Raw genomic sequence first — 19,382 nt, 5'->3', positions numbered from 1 at the left:
CGTCCCCTCATGACCAACCACTGGAGAAACCTGTCGTACCGCCCGTCGCGGACTGCGTCAGCGAACCCAGCTGGCTCGCCTGCTGCCACAGCGGCGCGAGATCCGTTCCCGGCCCCGCCGCGACCGCCGTCCACCCCGACTCGCGCAGCAGCCGCAGCCGCTGCTCGGAGGCCGCCTCGGTGGCGGGCGACTCGCTGTGCACCCAGGCGGAGCTGTCCAGCACGAACGCGACGGCGCCACCGCTGCGCTGCCGCATCCGGGCGGCCACTGCCGCCTGCTCCTCGTCCAGATCGCCGAGGAAGGCGATCAGCAGGCCCTCGTTGCCGCCGCGCAGCACGTCGTACGCACGGGAGAGACCGCCCCCGTCGGAGTGGTCGAGGACGGCGAGGGTGTCCATCATCAGCCCGGCCGCGGTCGCGGAGTCCTGGCCGGAGCCGGCGAAACCGCCCTGCCCCTCTCCCGCGAGCGCACCGCCCTCGTCCGTCAGCAACCGGACCGCGAAGCCCCGTTCCAGCATGTGCATCAGCGCGGAGGCGGCCCCCGACACGGCCCACTCGAACGCCGATTCGGGCCCCGTCCCCTGGTACGCGCTCTGCCGGGTGTCCAGCAGCACCGTGCATCTGGCCCGCTGCGGCTGCTCCTCGCGGCGCACCATCAGCTCGCCGTAGCGCGCGGTGGAGCGCCAGTGGACGCGGCGCAGGTCGTCGCCGTGCCGGTAGCCGCGCGGGATCACGTCGTCCTCGCCGGCCAGCGCCAGCGACCGCTGCCGCCCCTCGCCGTACCCGGAGGACTCGCCCGCCAGCCGCACCGGCGGCAGCGGTTCGGTCCGAGGGATGACGACGAGGGTGTCGTACGCGCTGAACGAACGGGTCAGCTCGCACATCCCGAACGGATCGCTCAGCCGCAGCTGCAGCGGACCGAGCGGATAGCGCCCCCGCAGATCGGACCGCACCCGGTAGGACACCTCGCGCCGGCCGCCCGCCTCCACCCGGTCCAGGACGAAACGGGGGCGTGGACCGAGCCCGTACGGCACCCGGTCCTGGAGCATCAGCAGACCGGTGGGCAGCCGGGAGATGTTGTCCATCCGCAGATGGACCCGCGCCTCGGAGCCCGCGGGCACCCGGGACGGCGAGAGGCGCCGGGTGCCCGCGACCCGGTAGCGCGTCCGGAAGAGCACCGTCACGCAGACCAGCGGCAGCACGGCGAGCAGCAGCCCGACGCGCAGCAGGTCCCCCTGGCCCAGCACATACGCGCAGACCGCGGCGGCGATACCGGCCGCGAGGAAGGACCGGCCGCGCGTGGTCAGCCCGCTCAGGGCGGCCCGCAGACCGCCTTTGCCGCTGTCGTCCATCGCGACGGGCCCCCCGGCGCTCATCAGAGCCGCCGTACGCCGGGCTGCTGCCGGCTGCCGTACGCGGCGTCCGGCCGATGCTGCGGCGCCGGGACGCCCGCACCGCCCGCCGCCGTCGGCACCGGTGTCTGCTGGAGGATCTCCAGCACGACCTGCTCGGCGGTGCGGCGGTTCAGCTGGGCCTGCGCGGTCGGCAGCAGCCGGTGGGCGAGCACCGCGACGGCCAGCGCCTGCACGTCGTCGGGCAGGCAGTAGTCCCGGCTGCTCAGCGCCGCGGAGGCCTTCGCCGCGCGCAGCAGATGCAGGGTGGCGCGCGGCGAGGCGCCGAGTCTGAGATCGGGATGGCTGCGGGTGGCCCTGACGAGCTGCACCGCGTACCGGCGGACGGCGTCGGCGACGTGGACCGTGCGCACCGCGTCGATCAGCTTCACGATGTCGTGTGCGTGCGCCACCGGCTGGAGGTCGTCCAGGGGCGAGACGCCGCCGTGCACATCGAGCATCTGGAGCTCGGCCTCCGGGCTGGGGTAGCCGATCGACACCCTCGCCATGAACCGGTCGCGCTGGGCCTCGGGCAGCGGGTACGTGCCCTCCATCTCCACCGGGTTCTGGGTGGCCACGACCATGAAGGGGTCGGGCAGTTCGTAGGTGTGCCCGTCGATCGTGACCTGGCGCTCCTCCATCGACTCCAGCAGCGCGGACTGCGTCTTGGGCGAGGCGCGGTTGATCTCGTCGCCGATCACGATCTGGGCGAAGATCGCGCCCGGTTTGAACTCGAACTCGCGGCGCTGCTGATCGAAGATGGACACCCCGGTGATGTCCGACGGCAGCAGGTCCGGTGTGAACTGGATACGCCGCACCGAGCAGTCGATGGACCGCGCCAGCGCCTTGGCCAGCATGGTCTTGCCGACGCCGGGGACGTCCTCGATCAGCAGGTGTCCCTCCGCGAGCAGCACGGTCAGCGAAAGCCGTACGACCTCAGGCTTGCCCTCGATCACACTCTCCACCGACCTGCGCACCCGCTCCGCTGTGGTGGTCAGATCTGTGAGGCTCGCTCGATCGTCATAGGTCGTCACCCGGCCCTCCTCGGCCCTGCCCCACGCTCACCAGGAGCACGGGATTCCCCAGTCACGGGCCGGTGCCCTCGTGCGGCCCGGCCCACCCCGAAATCCGGACACCGCGGCGGACATCGTCCGACGGGGTGTCACCCCCGCATTCTTGTTGCCGTTACCGCTTCGTGTCACTCGCCTGTGGATAACTGGTGCCGATATGTCGGGTTGGGTAGGTTTTTCGATGCCCGGCTGATGTCATTCCGGGTCTTTCCGGAGGTCAGGAGGCCGGAAAGATCTCGCGCAGCAGACCGCTGGTCACATCGAAGACGAAACCGCGCACGTCATCGTTGTGCAGCAGGAACGGCGACGTGCGGACCCGCTGCATCGACTGCCGTACATCCTGGTCCGCGTCGCTGTAGGCCTCCACGGCCCAGACGGGGCGCTGGCCGACCTCGCCCTCCAGCTCCTGGCGGAACTCCTCGGTGATCGACTCCATGCCGCAGTTCGTGTGGTGGATCAGTATCACGCTGCGGGTGCCGAGGGCCCGCTGGCTGATGGTCAGCGAGCGGATCACGTCGTCGGTGACCACGCCGCCCGCGTTGCGGATGGTGTGGCAGTCACCGAGCGCCAGGCCGAGCGCCTTGTGCAGGTCGAGGCGGGCGTCCATGCAGGCGACCACGGCGACGCGCAGCACCGGCTTCGCGTCCATGCCGGGATCGCTGAACTCGGAGGCGTAGTGGACGTTCGCCTCGACGAGGCGGTCGGTGACCGTGCCGCCGGCGACGGGAGCGGACGGCTCGGCAGGGGAATGCGCGGAAGTCGACATGGAACAAGACGTTAGCCCGCGTCGGCCGCTGCGGCGTGGCGTGGAAGCGGACAAAGAACGTCAACGACGTTTGTTGTGAGGTAACCCACAAGCCTCGCACTCGGTCGCCCGGCCGGGTGAACAAAGGGAGGGGCCGACGCGCTGCCGGGTTGATTGATCGGGAATGGATCGAATGGCAGGGTGGAACAAGACCGACTGCCGGTCGGTCTAAAGTGACGGGAAGTTACCGACACCCTGCACATTCCGAAGTTTCCCCGTGTGCGCGGCGTACGTACGGCCCGGCCCTCTCCCGCTCGCCGGTCGGCTGACGCCCCTTCCCCGGCGCCGGCGGACCTCCCCTTCGCGAGCGGGCGGGGACCAGGCCGTACGTACAGCCACCCGGGACCTGAGCCTGAGAGGGCGCATGAGCCAGACCCGACACGTCCCGGTGATGCTCCAGCGGTGCCTGGACCTGTTGGCCCCGGCTCTTGAGGCACCGGGACCGCAGCCGCCCGTGGTCGTCGACTGCACGCTGGGCCTCGGCGGACACAGCGAGGCACTGCTCGCCGCCTTCCCCACCGCCCGGCTGATCGCGCTGGACCGGGACAAGGAGGCGCTGCGCCTCTCGGGCGAGCGCCTCGCCCCCTACGGCGACCGCGCCGAACTGGTGCACGCCGTCTACGACGAACTGCCCGAGGTGCTCGACCGGCTCGGCGTCCCCAAGGTCCAGGGGATCCTGTTCGACCTCGGCGTCTCCTCCATGCAACTGGACGAGGCCGACCGCGGATTCGCGTACGCCCAGGACGCCCCGCTCGACATGCGCATGGACCAGACGACCGGCATCGGCGCGGCCGAGGTGCTCAACACCTATCCGCCCGGCGAACTGGTCCGGATCCTGCGGGCGTACGGCGAGGAGAAGCAGGCCAAGCGGATCGTCTCCGCCGTCGTCCGCGAGCGCGAGAAGGAACCTTTCAGTAACAGCGCCAGGCTCGTCGAGCTGATCCGTGACTCGCTGCCGCAGGCCGCCAAGCGCACCGGCGGTAACCCCGCCAAACGCACCTTCCAGGCGCTGCGCATCGAGGTCAACGGTGAGCTCACCGTGCTGGAGCGGGCGATCCCGGCCGCTGTGCGCAGCCTCGCCGTCGGCGGCCGCATCGCCGTCCTCTCGTACCACTCGCTGGAGGACCGGCTGGTCAAGCAGGTGTTGGCGGCGGGCGCCGCCAACACCGCTCCGGCCGGGCTGCCGGTCGTCCCCGAGCGCTACCAGCCCCGGCTGAAGCTGCTGACCCGGGGTGCGGAGCTGCCCACCGAGGAGGAGGTCGCCGAGAACCGGCGGGCCGCCCCCGCCCGGCTGCGCGGCGCCCAGCGGATCCGGGCGGAGGAGCGATGAGCCCCCGGAGCCCCGGCGTGCGGACGCGGCCGAGGGACGGGGCGGTGCGGTGAGCAAGGCGGCAGGGCAGTTGAAAGGGCGTGCCGCACGGCTCACCCGGCTGATGCCGGCCGGGCCGAGCAACGCGGCCCGTGCCCCCTTCGTCCTGCTGGTCGTCCTGCTCCTGGGCGGCGGCCTGATCACCCTGCTGCTGCTGAACTCCGCGCTCAACGAAGGATCGTTCCGGCTGAGTGAGCTGAAGAAGCGGACCACCGACCTCACCGATGAGCAGCAGGCGCTCCAGCGTGACGTCGACAGCTCCGCCGAGCCCGACGCGCTGGCCCGGCGCGCCCGGGAACTGGGCATGGTCCCCGGCGGCAGCCCCGTCTTCCTGAGCCCCGACGGCACGGTCCGGGGTGTGCCCTCGACCGCCACCGCCGAGCCGACCCCCACACCGCCGCAGAAGACCACCGCGCCGCCGCAGCCCACCACGAGCCAGGCGACGCCCTCCGGCCCGCCCGGCGCCACCCCCTCGGGCGGCACGACCGGCAGCACCGCCGGCGCCCCCGCCGCCCAACCGGGTACGTCCGCGGCCGGGCCCGCCGCCGACGCGGCCGGGCCGAACGGACCGGCGACCCCCAGTACCCCGGCAGACCAGCCCTCCACGAGCCCCGGCAGGTGACGCAGTGCCTTCCAAGGAACCACCGCGCCGCCGGGTCCCCGGCCCGGCGCGCCCCCGTAAGGCCGCGCCCCGCTCCGGCCGCCCCCGCCCCGACGCGCGGCGGCGGTCCTCGTCCGCCGCGCGCGGGCCGGTGCCGCGCGGCCGCTCCGGCCGCCCGCTGCGGCTCGGCAGCCCGCGCCCCAGGCTGCGGCTGGTCAGCCTCGCCCTGACACTCGTCATGATCGCGTTCGTCGTCCGGCTCCTCCAGGTCCAGGCCGTCGACGCCAACGCGTACGCGGCCAAGGCCGACGAGAACCGCTACCTCAGCTACACCGTCGCCGCCGAGCGCGGCGAGATCACCGACCGCAGCGGCATCGCGCTGGCCACCAGCGTCGACGCGTACGACATCACCGCCGACCCCAAGATGTTCACACCGGCCGACAGCAACGCCCCGGACGCCCCCCAGCAGGCGGCGGCCCTGCTCGCGCCCATCCTCGGCGCCGACGCGGCCGAGCTGACGAAGAAGCTGGCGAAGCCGAAGAGCCGGTACGCGGTGCTGGCCCGCCGGCAGACACCGCAGGTCTGGAAGCAGATCAAGGACCTCAAGTCGGTCTTCGCCGAGAAGGCCGCGAAGGACAAGGCGGCCGGCGGCCCCGGAGCCAATGTGCTGGCCGGTGTCTTCCAGGAGGCGACCACCAAGCGGGTCTATCCCAACGGCGGGCTCGCCGCCGGGATACTGGGTTATGTCAACGCCGAGGGCGAGGGCGCGGGCGGCCTGGAATCGCAGCTGGACAAGGAGCTGGCGGGCGAGGACGGCACGATCAAGTACGCCCAGTCGGGCGGCCGCCGGGTGCCCACCGCGGGCACCAAGGAGGTCCCGGCCGTCGCGGGCTCCGACATCGAGCTGACGATCGACCGCGACATCCAGTGGGCGGCCCAGAAGGCCATCTCCGAACAGGTGACGAAGTCCAAGGCCGACCGCGGCTACGTCGTCGTCCAGAACACCCGGACGGGTGAGGTGCTCGCCATGGCCAACGCCCCCGGCTTCGACCCCAACGACCTCTCGCAGGCCGACGCGGCGTCGCTGGGCAACGCCGCGCTCCAGGACGTGTACGAGCCCGGCTCCACCAGCAAGGTCATGTCCATGGCCGCGGTGCTGGAGGAAGGGGTCGCCACGCCCGGCACCCACGTCACCGTCCCGAACCGGCTGCACCGCGGCGACCGGAGCTTCAAGGACGACATCGACCACCCCACCTGGTACCTGACGCTCAACGGTGTACTGGCCAAGTCCAGCAACATCGGAACCATCATGGCCGCCGGACAGCTCGGCAAGACCCAGGCCCAGGCCAACAAGACGCTCTACTCCTACCTGCGCAAATTCGGCATCGGCTCACCGACCGGGCTCGGATATCCGGGCGAGACCCCCGGCATCCTCGCCAAGCCGCAGGACTGGTCGACCTCGCAGCAGTACACGATCCCGTTCGGCCAGGGCCTCTCGCTCAACGCCGTACAGGCCGCCTCGATCTACTCCACGATCGCCAACGGCGGGGTCCGGATCGCACCGACCCTCGTCCGCGGCACCAAGGGCGCCGACGGCCGCTTCACCGCCACCGACGCCCCCGAGCAGACCCGGGTGGTCAGCGAGAAGACCGCCAGGACACTCGCGAGCATGCTGGAGTCGGTGGTCGGCGACCAGGAGGGCACCGGAACGCAGGCCAAGATCCCCGGCTACCGGGTCGCGGGCAAGACCGGTACGGCCAACCGGGTCGACCCGGTACGCGGCGGCTACCACGGCTACACCGCCTCCTTCGCCGGCTTCGCCCCCGCCGACGACCCCCAGATCACCGTCTACTGTGCGATCCAGAACCCCACCAAGGGCGGCTATTTCGGCGGCCAGATCTGCGGACCCATCTACAAGCAGGTCATGGAATTCGCGCTCAAGACGCTTCAGACCGCACCGTCCGGCAGTGAGCCGGCCAGGCTGCCGGTGTCCTTCAAACCCGGCGAGTGAACTCGGGGAGACCCTCCAGTGACAACCATCACCCCTGATCCCGGGAACCGGAACGGGAACCACCGCGACCCCGCCCCCTCGCTTCGCGAGAGGCCGGGTGCTCCCGGTACGCTCACCGCCGTGCCCGCTGAACAGTCCCGAAACACCCAGAAGGACGCCCCTGTGAACTACCCGGGAGCGCCCCGCCCGGATCGGCTGCGGCCGACCTCCATGGTGACACTGGCAGCCAGGCTGGGAGTCGAACCGCCCGGCACCGGCGAAGTCACCGGCATCACCCATGACTCACGGGCCGTACGCCCCGGAGACGTGTACGCGGCCCTGCCGGGTGCCCGCCTCCACGGCGCCGACTTCACCGCCCAGGCGGCCGGCCTCGGCGCGGCCGCCATCCTCACCGACCCGGCGGGCGCCGAACGCGCCGCCGCCACCGGACTCCCGGTGCTCGTCACCGAGGACCCGCGCGGCCGGATGGGGGAACTCGCCGCCGAGATCTACGGACACCCGGGTACCGACCTGCTCCAGATCGGCATCACCGGAACCTCCGGCAAGACCACCACCGCCTACCTCATCGAGGGCGGCTTCCGCGGCGCCGGACGCAGCACCGGTCTGATCGGCACCGTGGAGATGCGGATCGGCGACGAGCGCATCAAGTCCGAGCGGACCACCCCCGAGGCCACCGATCTGCAGGCCCTGCTCGCCGTCATGCGCGAACGCGGTGCCGACGCGGTGACCATGGAGGTCTCCAGCCACGCCCTGGTGCTCGGCCGGGTCGACGGCTGCGTCTTCGACGTATCCGTCTTCAACAACCTCAGCCCCGAGCACATGGAGTTCCACTCCGGCATGGAGGACTACTTCCAGGCCAAGGCGCGGCTGTTCACCCCGCAGCGCAGCAGGCAGGGCGTCGTCAACTTCGACGACGCGTACGGACGCAGGCTGATCACCGAGGCCTCCGTCCCGGTCACCACCTTCTCCGCCGAGGGCCACCCGGACGCCGACTGGCGGGCCGAGGACGTCGAGGTCGGCCAGCGCGGCTCCACCTTCACCGTCGTCGGCCCCAAGGACGAACGGGCCACCGCCAGGGCCCCGCTGCCCGGACCGTTCAACGTAGCCAACACCCTGGCCGCGATCGTCACCCTCGCGGTCGCGGGCATCGACCCGCAGATCGCGGCCGACGGCGTCGCCGTCGTGCCCGGGGTGCCCGGCCGGCTGGAGCGGGTCGACGCCGGACAGCCGTATCTCGCACTCGTCGACTACGCGCACAAGACCGACGCCGTCGAATCGGTCCTCCGCTCCCTGCGGAAGGTCACCGAGGGCAAGCTGCACATCGTCCTCGGCTGCGGCGGCGACCGCGACACCACCAAGCGCGGCCCGATGGGCGCAGCCGCGGCCCGGCTCTCCGACACCGCCGTACTGACCTCCGACAACCCCCGCTCCGAGGACCCCCTGGGCATCCTCGCCGCCATGCTCGCGGGCGCCGCCGAGGTGCCCGTGCACGAACGCGGTGACGTCCTGGTCGACGCCGACCGGGCCGCCGCCATCGCCGCCGCGGTCGGCCGGGCCGGGCCCGGCGACACCGTGATCGTCGCGGGCAAGGGCCACGAGCAGGGCCAGGACATCCACGGAGTGGTGCGCCCCTTCGACGACCGGGTGGTCCTGCGCGAGGCCATCGAGCGGTCCCTGGGACACGAGAGCGCCGTCCACCGTGCCTCCACCCACGAGAACAACAGTCAGGGATGACCAAGTGATCGCCCTCTCCCTCGCCGAGATCGCCGAAATCGTCGGCGGGCAGTCGTACGACATACCGGATCCGGCAGCAACCGTCAGCGGGCCAGTCGTCATCGACTCCCGGGCGGTGAAGCAAGGAAGCCTCTTCGTCGCCTTCGCCGGTGAACGGGTCGACGGCCACGACTACGCGCAGCGCGCGGTCGAGGCGGGCGCGGCAGTCGTCCTGGCCGCCCGCCCCGTCGGCGTTCCCGCGATCGTCGTGGACGACGTGGTGGCGGCGCTCGGCGCGCTCGCCCGCGCCGTCACAGGGCGCCTCGGCACCACCGTGGTCGCCCTCACCGGATCCGCCGGCAAGACCTCCACCAAGGACCTGATCGCCCAGCTCCTGGAGCGCAAGGGCCCCACCGTCTACCCGCTGGGCAACCTCAACAACGAGATCGGGCTGCCGCTCACCGCGCTGCGCGCCACCGAGGAGACCCGGCACCTGGTCCTCGAAATGGGTGCCCGCTACATCGGGGACATCTGTTACCTCACCGGCCTGGTCCCGCCCCGGATCGGCCTCGTCCTGAACGTCGGCACCGCCCACATCGGCGAGTTCGGCGGCCGCGAGCAGATCGCCCAGGCCAAGGGCGAGATGGTCGAGTCGCTGCCCGAGGACGGCCTCGCCGTCCTCAACGCCGACGACCCGCTCGTACGCGCCATGACCTCCCGCACCAAGGCCCGCGTCCTGCTCTTCGGCGAAGCCGCGGATGCGGACGTACGGGGAGAGAACGTGCGGCTCACCGACGACGGCCGCCCCGCGTTCCGCCTCCACACACCCACCGGGTGCAGCGATGTGACCATGCGCCTGTACGGTGAGCACCACGTGTCGAACGCGCTCGCCGCGGCCGCCGTCGCCCATGAGTTGGGCCTGTCCGCAGACGAGATCGCCGAGGCGCTCTCCGAGGCGGGCACCCTCTCCCGCTGGCGCATGGAGGTCACCGAGCGTCCGGACGGCGTGACGTTCGTCAATGACGCCTACAACGCCAACCCCGAATCCATGAGAGCCGCGCTGCGCGCGCTGGCCGCCATGGGGAAGGGGCGTCGTACGTGGGCGGTGCTCGGCCAGATGGCCGAGCTCGGCGACGCCTCGCTCACCGAGCACGACGCGGTCGGACGGCTCGCCGTCCGGCTCAACGTCAGCAAGCTCGTCGCGGTCGGGGGCAGAGAAGCCTCCTGGCTGCAACTGGGCGCATACAACGAGGGTTCGTGGGGTGAGGAGTCGGTGCATGTGTCCGACGCACAGGCTGCCGTCGACCTGTTGCGCAGTGAACTGCGCCCGGGAGACGTCGTGCTGGTGAAGGCGTCCCGGTCGGTCGGCCTGGAGCAGGTTGCCATGGCACTGCTGGATAACGCGACCGAGGGCGAGGTCGCCGGCCGATGAGGCAGATCCTCTTCGCGGGGGCCATCGGGCTCTTCCTGACCCTGGTCGGTACCCCGCTGCTGATCAAGCTGCTGGCCCGCAAGGGATACGGGCAGTTCATCCGGGACGACGGCCCGCGCAGCCACGGATCGAAGAAGGGCACGCCCACCATGGGCGGCATCGCCTTCATCCTGGCGACGATCATCGCGTACGTCCTGGCGAAGGTGATCACCGGCGAGGACATGCGCTTCTCCGGTGTGCTGGTCCTCTTCCTGATGACCGGCATGGGCCTCGTCGGGTTCCTCGACGACTACATCAAGATCGTCAAGCAGCGCTCGCTCGGCCTGCGGGCCAAGGCGAAGATGGCCGGTCAGCTGATCGTCGGCATCGCCTTCGCGGTGCTCTCGCTCCAGTTCGCCGACGCCCGCGGCAACACCCCCGCCTCCACCAAGCTCTCGTTCGTCGAGGACTTCGGCTGGTCGATCGGCCCGGTGCTGTTCGTGGTCTGGGCGCTCTTCATGATTCTCGCCATGTCCAACGGCGTGAACCTGACGGACGGTCTGGACGGCCTCGCCACCGGCGCGTCGGTGATGGTCTTCGGCGCGTACACCTTCATCGGGCTCTGGCAGTTCCAGGAGTCCTGCGCCAACGCGGCCACCCTCACCAACCCGAGCGCCTGTTTCGAAGTACGAGATCCACTCGACCTCGCGGTCGTGGCCTCCGCACTGATGGGCTCCTGCTTCGGCTTCCTGTGGTGGAACACCTCGCCCGCCAAGATCTTCATGGGTGACACCGGTTCGCTCGCCCTCGGCGGCGCGCTCGCCGGCCTGGCGATCTGCTCCCGCACCGAGTTCCTGATGGCGGTGCTCGGCGGCCTCTTCGTGATGATCACGATGTCCGTCGTCATCCAGGTCGGCTCGTTCAAGATGACCGGCAAGCGGGTGTTCCGGATGGCGCCGCTCCAGCACCACTTCGAACTCAAGGGGTGGTCCGAAGTCCTTGTCGTGGTCCGCTTCTGGATCATCCAGGGCATGTGCGTGATCGTCGGTCTCGGCCTCTTCTACGCAGGATGGGCAGCCAAGAAGTGAGCAACGCGGACTGGCAGGGCAAGCACGTCGCGGTCGCCGGACTCGGGGTCTCCGGGATCCCGGCGGCCCGGGCGCTGCGCGGCCTCGGCGCCGTCGTCACCGTCGTCAACGACGGGGACGACGAGCGCTCCCGCACCCAGGCCGCCCAGCTGGAGGCGCAGGGCATCACCGTGCGCCTCGGCGACGGGGCCACCCTGCCCGAGTCCACCGAGCTCATCGTCACCACCCCGGGCTGGAAGCCCGACAAGCCGCTGTTCGCCGCGGCCGCCGAGGCGGGCGTCCCGGTCTGGGGCGACGTCGAACTCGCCTGGCGGCTGCGCGGCCGGGACGGCCGCGAGCCGGCACCCTGGCTCGCGGTCACCGGCACCAACGGCAAGACCACGACCGTACGGATGCTCGCCTCGATCCTGGAGGCGGCCGGTCTGCGCACCGCGGCCGTCGGCAACATCGGCGTCTCGCTCCTGGACGCCGTCCTCGGCGAGCAGGAGTACGACGTACTCGCCGTCGAGCTCTCCAGCTACCAGTTGCACTGGTCGCCCTCGTTGCGCGCCCACTCCGCGGCCGTCCTCAACCTGGCCCCCGACCACCTCGACTGGCACGGCTCCATGGAGGCGTACGTCGCCGACAAGGGCCGGATCTACGAGGGCAACGGCGTCGCCTGCGTCTACAACGTCGCCGACCCCGCCACCGAGGAACTGGTGCGCGGCGCGGACGTCGAGGAGGGCTGCCGGGCGATCGGCTTCACCCTCGGCACTCCCGGCCCCTCCCAGCTCGGGGTCGTCGACGGCATCCTCGTCGACCGCGCCTTCGTGACGGACCGGCAGAAGCAGGCCCAGGAGCTCGCCGAGGTCGGGGACGTGAACCCGCCCGTCCCGCACAACATCGCCAACGCGCTGGCGGCCGCGGCGCTGGCCCGCGCCTACGGTGTCGCACCCGCCGCCGTACGTGACGGGCTGCGGGCCTTCCGCCCGGACCCGCACCGCATCGAGCATGTCGCGGAGGCCGGCGGGGTCACGTACATCGACGACTCCAAGGCCACCAACACCCACGCCGCCGAGGCCTCCCTCGCGTCCTACGACCCGATCGTCTGGATCGCCGGGGGCCTGGCCAAGGGCGCCACCTTCGACGAGCTGGTGACCGGGTGCGCGAAGCGCCTGCGGGGCGTCGTACTGATGGGCGCCGACCGCGCCCTGATCCGCGAAGCCCTCGCGCGACACGCGCCCGAGGTCCCGGTGGTCGACCTCGACCGGACCGACACTGGGGCGATGTCCGAGGCGGTCCGCGAGGCGGCACGGCTCGCCCGGCCGGGAGACACCGTACTGATGGCCCCGGCCTGCGCCTCGATGGACATGTTCGTCAATTACAACAAGCGGGGCGAGGCCTTCGCGGACGCCGTCCGCGCACTCGTCGCCGAGAGCGCCTGACGGGCCCGGCCTCCGCGCCGTACCGTCCCGGAGCAACCGGGTACGTACGGCTGTGCCGCGGGCGCGGGCCCTCGGCACCGAAGCCCCGGGCACGAGCAGTGGAGGGGACAGGACCATGCCGGCCGAAGAGAGCTCTGCCGCACGCGGCAGGGAGCGCTCACGGGCGACCACGGCGATCAGCCGGGCGCTCCATCCGCCCCTCCTCGCGGCCGGGGGCGCCCCGCTGCCGGACGGACTCGCCCTGCGCGTCCGCTCGGCTCCCGGCTCCCGGCGGCCCCCCGCGGCCCGCTCCAGGAGCACGGGCGGCCCCCGCACCCCGCGCGGCGGCGGTGTGCGGCGGTTCCACGAGCAGGCACGCCGGGCCTGGGACCGCCCGCTGACCGCGTACTACCTGATCCTGGGTGCCGGGCTGCTCATCACCGTGCTCGGGCTCGTCATGGTCTACTCCGCCTCGATGATCAAGGCGCTGGAACTCGACAAACCGGGCACCTACTTCTTCCGCAAGCAGTTCCTGGCCGCCGTCATCGGGGCCGGGCTGATGGCGGTCGCCGCCCGGATGCCGGTGAAACTGCACCGCGCGCTGTCCTACCCGCTGCTGATGGGCGCCGTCTTCCTGATGGTGCTGGTCCAGGTGCCGGGGATAGGGATGTCGGTCAACGGCAACCGGAACTGGCTCTACCTGGGCGGCCCCTTCCAGCTCCAGCCCAGCGAGTTCGGCAAGCTCGCCCTCGTCCTGTGGGGGGCCGACCTGCTCGCCCGCAAACAGGACAAGCGGCTGCTGAACCAGTGGAAGCACATGCTCGTGCCGCTCGTCCCGGTCGCCTTCATGGTGCTCGGGCTGATCATGCTCGGCGGTGACATGGGCACTGCGATCATTCTCACGGCGATCCTGTTCGGGCTGCTCTGGCTGGCCGGGGCTCCCACCCGGCTGTTCGCCGGAGTACTCGCCGTCGCCGGCCTGATCGGCTTCGTACTGATCAAGACCAGCCCGAACCGGATGGCCAGGCTCGACTGCATGGGCGCCAGCGAACCCGGACCGGGCGGCTCGTGCTGGCAGGCCGTACACGGTATCTACGCTCTGGCGTCCGGCGGCTGGTTCGGTTCCGGGCTCGGTGCGAGTGTGGAAAAATGGGGTCAACTCCCCGAGCCGCACACCGACTTCATCTTCGCCATCACGGGGGAGGAACTGGGGTTGGCGGGGACGCTGTCGGTACTCGCCCTCTTCGCGGCTCTAGGCTATGCGGGTATCCGCGTGGCCGGACGCACGGAGGACCCCTTCGTGAGGTACGCCGCGGGAGGTGTGACCACCTGGATCACGGCTCAGGCCGTGATCAACATCGGTGCGGTGCTCGGTCTCCTTCCGATCGCCGGTGTCCCGCTCCCGCTGTTCTCCTACGGAGGGTCGGCCCTGCTGCCGACCATGTTCGCTGTCGGGCTGCTGATCGCGTTCGCGCGAGCGGATCCCGCCGCGAAGGCGGCCCTGGCCATGCGGAGGCCCGGGGTGAGATGGAAGACGATGAGACGGCGCATCAAGAAGCGTCCGTCCGGAGAGCGGTGAATTTCGGTGCATGTCGTACTCGCCGGTGGGGGGACCGCCGGCCACATCGAGCCCGCGCTTGCCCTCGCGGACGCCCTGCGCAGGCAGGACCCGAGCGTGGGAATCACCGCTCTCGGCACGGAGCGCGGACTTGAGACAAAACTGGTACCCGAGCGGGGGTACGAACTCGCCCTGATCCCGGCCGTGCCGCTGCCGCGCAAGCCCACCCCCGAACTCATCACCGTCCCGGGGCGGCTGCGCGGCACCATCAAGGCCGCCGAGCAGATCCTGGAACGCACCAGGGCGGACTGCGTGGTCGGGTTCGGCGGCTACGTGGCGCTGCCCGGCTACCTCGCCGCCAAACGCGCCGGGGTCCCGATCGTGGTGCACGAGGCCAACGCCCGGCCGGGCCTGGCCAACAAGATCGGTTCGCGGTACGCGCACGGGGTCGCCGTCTCCACCCCCGACAGCAAGCTGCGCGGTGCCCGCTACATCGGTATCCCGCTGCGCCGCACCATCGCCACCCTGGACCGGGCCCGGGTCCGCCCGGAGGCGCGTGCCGCCTTCGGGCTCGACCCCAACCTGCCGACGCTGCTGGTCTCCGGCGGCTCGCAGGGCGCCCGGCACCTCAATGAGGTGGTCCAGCGGGTCGCCCCGCTGATGCAGCGCTCCGGCATCCAGATCCTGCATGTGGTCGGTCCGAAGAACGAAATGCCGCGTGTGGACAACATGCCCGGTATGCCGCCCTATATCCCGGTACCGTACGTGGACCGGATGGACCTCGCGTACGCCGCGGCCGACATGATGCTCTGCCGCGCGGGCGCGATGACCGTCGCCGAACTCTCCGCCGTCGGGCTTCCCGCCGCCTACGTCCCGCTGCCGATCGGCAACGGCGAACAGCGGCTCAACGCCCAGCCGGTGGTCAACGCCGGCGGCGGTCTGCTGGTGGACGACGCGGCACTCACCCCCGAGTGGGTCCAGGGCAACGTCCTTCCGGTGCTGTCGGATCCGCACCGACTGTATGAAATGTCCCGCGCTGCCGCCGAGTTCGGCCGCCGGGACGCCGACGACCTGCTGGTCGGCATGGTGTACGAGGCGATTGCCGCACGCCGAGGCGCGTGAGGCGGACGGGTCCGGGGGCGGCGCCCCCGGACCCGGCGTAAGGAGCGAGCGTGGCCGGACCGACGACCGCCCAGCGCGGTGCAGGGAAGCAGGAGGACACCCAGGACCGGCCGCCGCGCCCGGACGCCCGGGGGCGCCGGATGTCCCGGCGGAGCCTGCTGATCGTGATCGCCGCGGCGGTGCTGCTGCTCGGCTCCGGCGTCGTCTGGGCGCTCTACGGCTCGTCCTGGCTCCGGACCGAACAGGTCCGGATCACCGGGGTCGACGTGCTGTCGCCGGCCGACGTGGAGGCCGCCGCGGCGGTGCCGATGGGTGCTCCGCTGATTTCCGTGGACACGGATTCCATCGCGGACCGGTTGCGCCAGAAGTTGCCTCGTATCGACTCGGTGGATGTCGTACGGTCATGGCCGCACGGCATCGGACTTAAGGTGACCGAACGAAAGCCGGTTCTGTTGGTGAAAAAGGGCGCAAAGTTCATTGAAGTGGACGCCAAGGGCGTGCGCTTCGCCACGGTGGACAAGGCGCCCCGGCGCGTACCTCTGCTGGAATTGACCGCTGGTCAGTCCGCGAGTCTGCACCGTTTCGGCAACGACCGGCTGGTGCGGGAAGCGGTCCGGGTCGCGGGCGGCCTCCCGGACGGCGTCGCCAGGGACACCAAGGTCGTGCGGGTCACCTCGTACGATTCGGTTTCCCTGGAACTCACTCGGGACCGTGAGGTGATCTGGGGGAGTGGTGAAGAAGGTGCGGTGAAGGCGAAAGTCCTCACCGCGCTCATGAAAGCCGCTCCCAAAGCAGGACACTTCGACGTGAGTGCACCCACCGCTCCTGCGGTATCGGGCAGTTGACGCGCATTCCGCCTGGCCAGCACCCTGGTTGGTCAGCGCTACGGGTGATCACATAGGGTGAAAAGAAAAACGGGAGGTTCGGCGTGTTCGTTGAACGTGCGCCACTTGTCGACTTAGTGTCCTGTTCGGAAGAGTCCATGAAGCAGACACACTGGTAACCCTAAACTTCAACGTTAGGGTTTGGGTCGGCGTTCGGACCGTCCCAATCGGCATCCGTCGTCGCGGCGGGACTACCGCCAAGCGACGACACGTAACTCGAGGCGAGAGGCCTTCGACGTGGCAGCACCGCAGAACTACCTCGCAGTCATCAAGGTCATCGGTGTCGGCGGCGGTGGTGTCAATGCCATCAACCGAATGATCGAGGTCGGTCTCAAGGGCGTCGAGTTCATCGCGATCAACACTGATGCGCAAGCCCTGTTGATGAGCGACGCCGACGTCAAGCTCGACGTCGGCCGTGAACTCACCCGTGGCCTCGGCGCCGGGGCGAACCCGGCCGTCGGTCGCAAGGCGGCAGAGGACCACCGTGAAGAGATCGAGGAGGTCCTCAAGGGGGCCGACATGGTCTTCGTCACCGCAGGCGAAGGCGGCGGCACCGGCACCGGTGGCGCCCCCGTCGTCGCCAATATCGCGCGCTCGCTCGGCGCCCTGACGATCGGCGTGGTCACCCGCCCGTTCACCTTCGAGGGCAGGCGTCGCGCAAACCAGGCGGAGGACGGCATCGCCGAACTCCGCGAAGAGGTCGACACCCTCATCGTCATTCCCAACGACCGACTGCTGTCCATCTCGGACCGCCAGGTCAGCGTGCTCGACGCGTTCAAGTCGGCCGACCAGGTACTGCTCTCGGGTGTCCAGGGCATCACCGACCTCATCACCACCCCGGGCCTGATCAACCTCGACTTCGCCGACGTCAAGTCGGTCATGTCCGAGGCCGGATCGGCGCTCATGGGCATCGGCTCGGCGCGCGGCGACGACCGTGCGGTGGCAGCGGCCGAGATGGCGATCTCCTCGCCGCTCCTGGAGGCGTCCATCGACGGCGCCCGTGGTGTCCTGCTCTCCATCTCCGGCGGCAGCGACCTCGGTCTCTTCGAGATCAACGAGGCCGCCCAGCTGGTGAGCGAGGCGGCGCACCCCGAGGCGAACATCATCTTCGGTGCGGTCATCGACGACGCACTGGGTGACGAGGTGCGGGTCACCGTGATCGCCGCGGGCTTCGACGGCGGACAGCCGCCGACCCGTCGCGAGAACGTCCTGGGCGCGAACTCCTCCAAGCGTGAGGAGTCGGCTCCGCCGGTCCGGGCCGCCGAGCCCGTGCGCCAGACGAGCGGACTGGGCTCCGTGCCCCCGCGCGAGGAGAGCCCGGTCCAGAACGATCCGGTGCCGGTGGCCCATGAGAGCCACCTTCCGCCGGTCGCTCCGCCGCACGTCCCGCCGGCCCGTCCCTACCAGGACTCCCAGGCGGAAGAGCTGGATGTTCCGGACTTCTTGAAGTGATAGGTCCGCAACACGCAGTGAACTCGCAGGATTCTGTTTCTTCGGGGGGCGGCGCCCACTTCTCCTTCACCGACAGGTGGGGCGGAGTGAGCGCCGCCCCGTATGCGGAGCTCAACCTCGGCGGCGCGGTCGGAGACGACCCCGCCGCCGTTCTCGCCAACCGCGAGCGCGCCGCCCGCGGCCTCGGTCTCGACCCGGCACGGGTCGTCTGGATGAACCAGGTCCACGGCCGGGACGTCGCCGTGGTCGACGGACCGTGGGGCGGCGCCCCCGAGATTCCCGCCGTGGACGCGGTGGTGACCGTGCGGCGCGGACTCCCGCTCGCCGTCCTCACCGCTGACTGCACCCCCGTACTCCTCGCCGACCCGGTCGCCGGGATCGTCGCGGCGGCACACGCGGGGCGTCCAGGTCTGGTCGCCGGAGTCGTGCCCGCCGCGATCGGGGCCATGGTCCGGCTCGGCGCGGACCCCGCGCGGATCATCGCCCGCACCGGGCCGGCCGTCTGCGGACGGTGTTACGAGGTCCCGGCCGCCATGCGGGACGAGGTCGCCGCGAGCGTCCCCGCCTCCTGGTCGGAGACCAGCTGGGGGACCCCGGCCGTGGATGTCACGGCCGGAGTCCATGCCCAGCTCGAAGCCCTCGGAGTCACCGACCGGCACATGTCGCCCGTCTGCACTCTCGAATCGGGCGACCATTTCTCGTACCGACGCGACCGCACCACGGGGCGGCTCGCCGGATATGTCTGGTTGGACTGATAGGGCATGACGGACCGTAAGACGCAACTCACAGCAAATCTCGCACAGGTGGAGGAACGCATCGCTTCCGCCTGCGCCGCCGCCGGCCGCAAGCGGGAAGAGGTGACCCTCATCGTGGTCACCAAGACCTACCCCGCGAGCGATGTGCGGATTCTGTACGAACTCGGCGTGCGCCATGTCGCGGAGAATCGCGACCAGGACGCGGCCCCCAAGGCCGCCGCATGTGCTGATCTGTCCCTCACATGGCACTTTGTCGGTCAATTGCAGACGAATAAGGTTCGTTCTGTGGTGAGTTATGCCGATGTCGTGCAGTCGGTGGACCGCGCCAAACTGGTGACGGCACTCTCCGCGGCGGCTGCGCGTGACGGCCGTGACGGGCGTGAACTCGGGTGTCTCATCCAGGTCGCGCTCGACGCGGAGAGCGGTGAACGGGGGGAGCGGGGCGGCGTCGCACCCGACGGGATCGAGGAGTTGGCCGCCGCGGTCGAATCCGCCCCGGGACTGCGGCTGACCGGCCTGATGACCGTCGCGCCGCTCGCCGGGCCGTTCGCCGGCAGACAACGGGCGGCGTTCGACCGGCTGATGGAAATCTCATCCCGGCTGCGCGGGAACCATCCGGCTGCGAACATGGTCTCCGCAGGGATGAGTACGGACCTTGAGGACGCGGTTGCGGCCGGAGCGACACATGTGCGCGTCGGTACTGCGGTACTCGGAGTCCGACCCGGGCTCGGGTAACGTCGCCAAGCAAGT

Annotated in this window: 16 protein-coding genes; 13 read left to right on the top strand and 3 right to left on the bottom strand. The window is 70.7% G+C overall.

Features of this window, described 5'->3' with window-relative positions; genetic code table 11:
* Positions 1–7 precede the first annotated feature (7 nt).
* From ACZ6S6_RS01645 to ACZ6S6_RS01635, 3 genes are all read right to left on the bottom strand, one after another.
* Entirely contained in the window at positions 8–1,375 is a 1,368-nt protein-coding gene (locus tag ACZ6S6_RS01645; protein WP_469703036.1) for a DUF58 domain-containing protein, read from the bottom strand.
* Complete coding sequence (locus tag ACZ6S6_RS01640) at positions 1,375–2,424, bottom strand: AAA family ATPase (protein WP_469703034.1); 1,050 nt, start codon at positions 2,422–2,424, stop codon at positions 1,375–1,377. Before ACZ6S6_RS01640 ends, ACZ6S6_RS01645 begins: the two co-directional genes overlap by 1 nt.
* A 253-nt stretch (positions 2,425–2,677) precedes the next feature.
* A complete protein-coding gene (locus ACZ6S6_RS01635; RefSeq protein ID WP_362953587.1) occupies positions 2,678–3,226 on the bottom strand; it encodes a beta-class carbonic anhydrase in 549 nt (182 codons plus the stop codon).
* A gap of 403 nt (positions 3,227–3,629) precedes the next feature.
* Between ACZ6S6_RS01635 and rsmH the strand changes: the two genes are divergently transcribed.
* The 13 genes from rsmH (at position 3,630) to ACZ6S6_RS01570 (ending at position 19,367) form a co-directional block, all read left to right on the top strand.
* The gene (rsmH, locus tag ACZ6S6_RS01630; RefSeq protein ID WP_362953589.1) at positions 3,630–4,595 is read left to right on the top strand and encodes a 16S rRNA (cytosine(1402)-N(4))-methyltransferase RsmH; all 966 of its coding nucleotides are present in this window, start codon (positions 3,630–3,632) and stop codon (positions 4,593–4,595) included.
* A 103-nt stretch (positions 4,596–4,698) separates the two neighbouring features.
* A complete protein-coding gene (gene ftsL, locus ACZ6S6_RS01625; protein WP_469703820.1) occupies positions 4,699–5,256 on the top strand; it encodes a cell division protein FtsL in 558 nt (185 codons plus the stop codon).
* 4 nt (positions 5,257–5,260) lie between these two features.
* Positions 5,261–7,246, top strand: a complete 1,986-nt coding sequence (locus ACZ6S6_RS01620; RefSeq protein WP_469703028.1) for a peptidoglycan D,D-transpeptidase FtsI family protein — start codon at positions 5,261–5,263, stop codon at positions 7,244–7,246.
* Positions 7,247–7,264: 18 nt separating this feature from the next.
* Positions 7,265–8,980 (top strand): UDP-N-acetylmuramoyl-L-alanyl-D-glutamate--2,6-diaminopimelate ligase, encoded by a 1,716-nt coding sequence (locus ACZ6S6_RS01615; RefSeq protein WP_362953594.1) that lies wholly within the window; start codon positions 7,265–7,267, stop codon positions 8,978–8,980.
* 4 nt (positions 8,981–8,984) lie between these two features.
* A complete protein-coding gene (locus tag ACZ6S6_RS01610; protein ID WP_362953596.1) occupies positions 8,985–10,391 on the top strand; it encodes a UDP-N-acetylmuramoyl-tripeptide--D-alanyl-D-alanine ligase in 1,407 nt (468 codons plus the stop codon).
* Complete coding sequence (mraY, locus tag ACZ6S6_RS01605; protein ID WP_362953598.1) at positions 10,388–11,458, top strand: phospho-N-acetylmuramoyl-pentapeptide-transferase; 1,071 nt, start codon at positions 10,388–10,390, stop codon at positions 11,456–11,458. The genes ACZ6S6_RS01610 and mraY overlap by 4 nt, the downstream gene beginning before the upstream one ends.
* Positions 11,440–12,882, top strand: coding sequence for a UDP-N-acetylmuramoyl-L-alanine--D-glutamate ligase (gene murD, locus ACZ6S6_RS01600; protein WP_362953600.1), 1,443 nt, complete (start codon positions 11,440–11,442; stop codon positions 12,880–12,882). The genes mraY and murD overlap by 19 nt, the downstream gene beginning before the upstream one ends.
* A gap of 115 nt (positions 12,883–12,997) precedes the next feature.
* The gene (ftsW, locus tag ACZ6S6_RS01595; RefSeq protein ID WP_362953602.1) at positions 12,998–14,440 is read left to right on the top strand and encodes a putative lipid II flippase FtsW; all 1,443 of its coding nucleotides are present in this window, start codon (positions 12,998–13,000) and stop codon (positions 14,438–14,440) included.
* A gap of 6 nt (positions 14,441–14,446) precedes the next feature.
* The gene (gene murG, locus ACZ6S6_RS01590; RefSeq protein WP_362953603.1) at positions 14,447–15,541 is read left to right on the top strand and encodes an undecaprenyldiphospho-muramoylpentapeptide beta-N-acetylglucosaminyltransferase; all 1,095 of its coding nucleotides are present in this window, start codon (positions 14,447–14,449) and stop codon (positions 15,539–15,541) included.
* Between the two features lie 50 nt (positions 15,542–15,591).
* Positions 15,592–16,386, top strand: coding sequence for a cell division protein FtsQ/DivIB (locus tag ACZ6S6_RS01585; RefSeq protein ID WP_469703015.1), 795 nt, complete (start codon positions 15,592–15,594; stop codon positions 16,384–16,386).
* Between the two features lie 276 nt (positions 16,387–16,662).
* Entirely contained in the window at positions 16,663–17,877 is a 1,215-nt protein-coding gene (gene ftsZ, locus ACZ6S6_RS01580) for a cell division protein FtsZ (protein WP_469703012.1), read from the top strand.
* A 17-nt stretch (positions 17,878–17,894) separates the two neighbouring features.
* Positions 17,895–18,632 (top strand): peptidoglycan editing factor PgeF, encoded by a 738-nt coding sequence (gene pgeF, locus ACZ6S6_RS01575; protein WP_362953609.1) that lies wholly within the window; start codon positions 17,895–17,897, stop codon positions 18,630–18,632.
* 6 nt (positions 18,633–18,638) lie between these two features.
* Positions 18,639–19,367 (top strand): YggS family pyridoxal phosphate-dependent enzyme, encoded by a 729-nt coding sequence (locus tag ACZ6S6_RS01570; RefSeq protein ID WP_362953611.1) that lies wholly within the window; start codon positions 18,639–18,641, stop codon positions 19,365–19,367.
* Positions 19,368–19,382: the final 15 nt, after the last annotated feature.

The sequence above is a fragment of the Streptomyces sp. NPDC048671 genome (assembly GCF_055587045.1).
The sequence above is the reverse complement of the archived record's forward strand: the minus strand, read 5'-3'. Positions and strand labels throughout refer to the sequence as shown.

Coding starts and splice junctions, on each gene's coding strand:
- rsmH (WP_362953589.1), top strand. CDS start 3,630: ATGAGCCAGACCCGACACGTCCCGGTGATGCTCCAGCGGTGCCTGGAC.
- ACZ6S6_RS01635 (WP_362953587.1), bottom strand. CDS start 3,226: ATGTCGACTTCCGCGCATTCCCCTGCCGAGCCGTCCGCTCCCGTCGCC.
- mraY (WP_362953598.1), top strand. CDS start 10,388: ATGAGGCAGATCCTCTTCGCGGGGGCCATCGGGCTCTTCCTGACCCTG.
- murD (WP_362953600.1), top strand. CDS start 11,440: ATGGGCAGCCAAGAAGTGAGCAACGCGGACTGGCAGGGCAAGCACGTC.
- ACZ6S6_RS01570 (WP_362953611.1), top strand. CDS start 18,639: ATGACGGACCGTAAGACGCAACTCACAGCAAATCTCGCACAGGTGGAG.
- ftsL (WP_469703820.1), top strand. CDS start 4,699: ATGCCGGCCGGGCCGAGCAACGCGGCCCGTGCCCCCTTCGTCCTGCTG.
- ACZ6S6_RS01645 (WP_469703036.1), bottom strand. CDS start 1,375: ATGAGCGCCGGGGGGCCCGTCGCGATGGACGACAGCGGCAAAGGCGGT.
- ftsW (WP_362953602.1), top strand. CDS start 12,998: ATGCCGGCCGAAGAGAGCTCTGCCGCACGCGGCAGGGAGCGCTCACGG.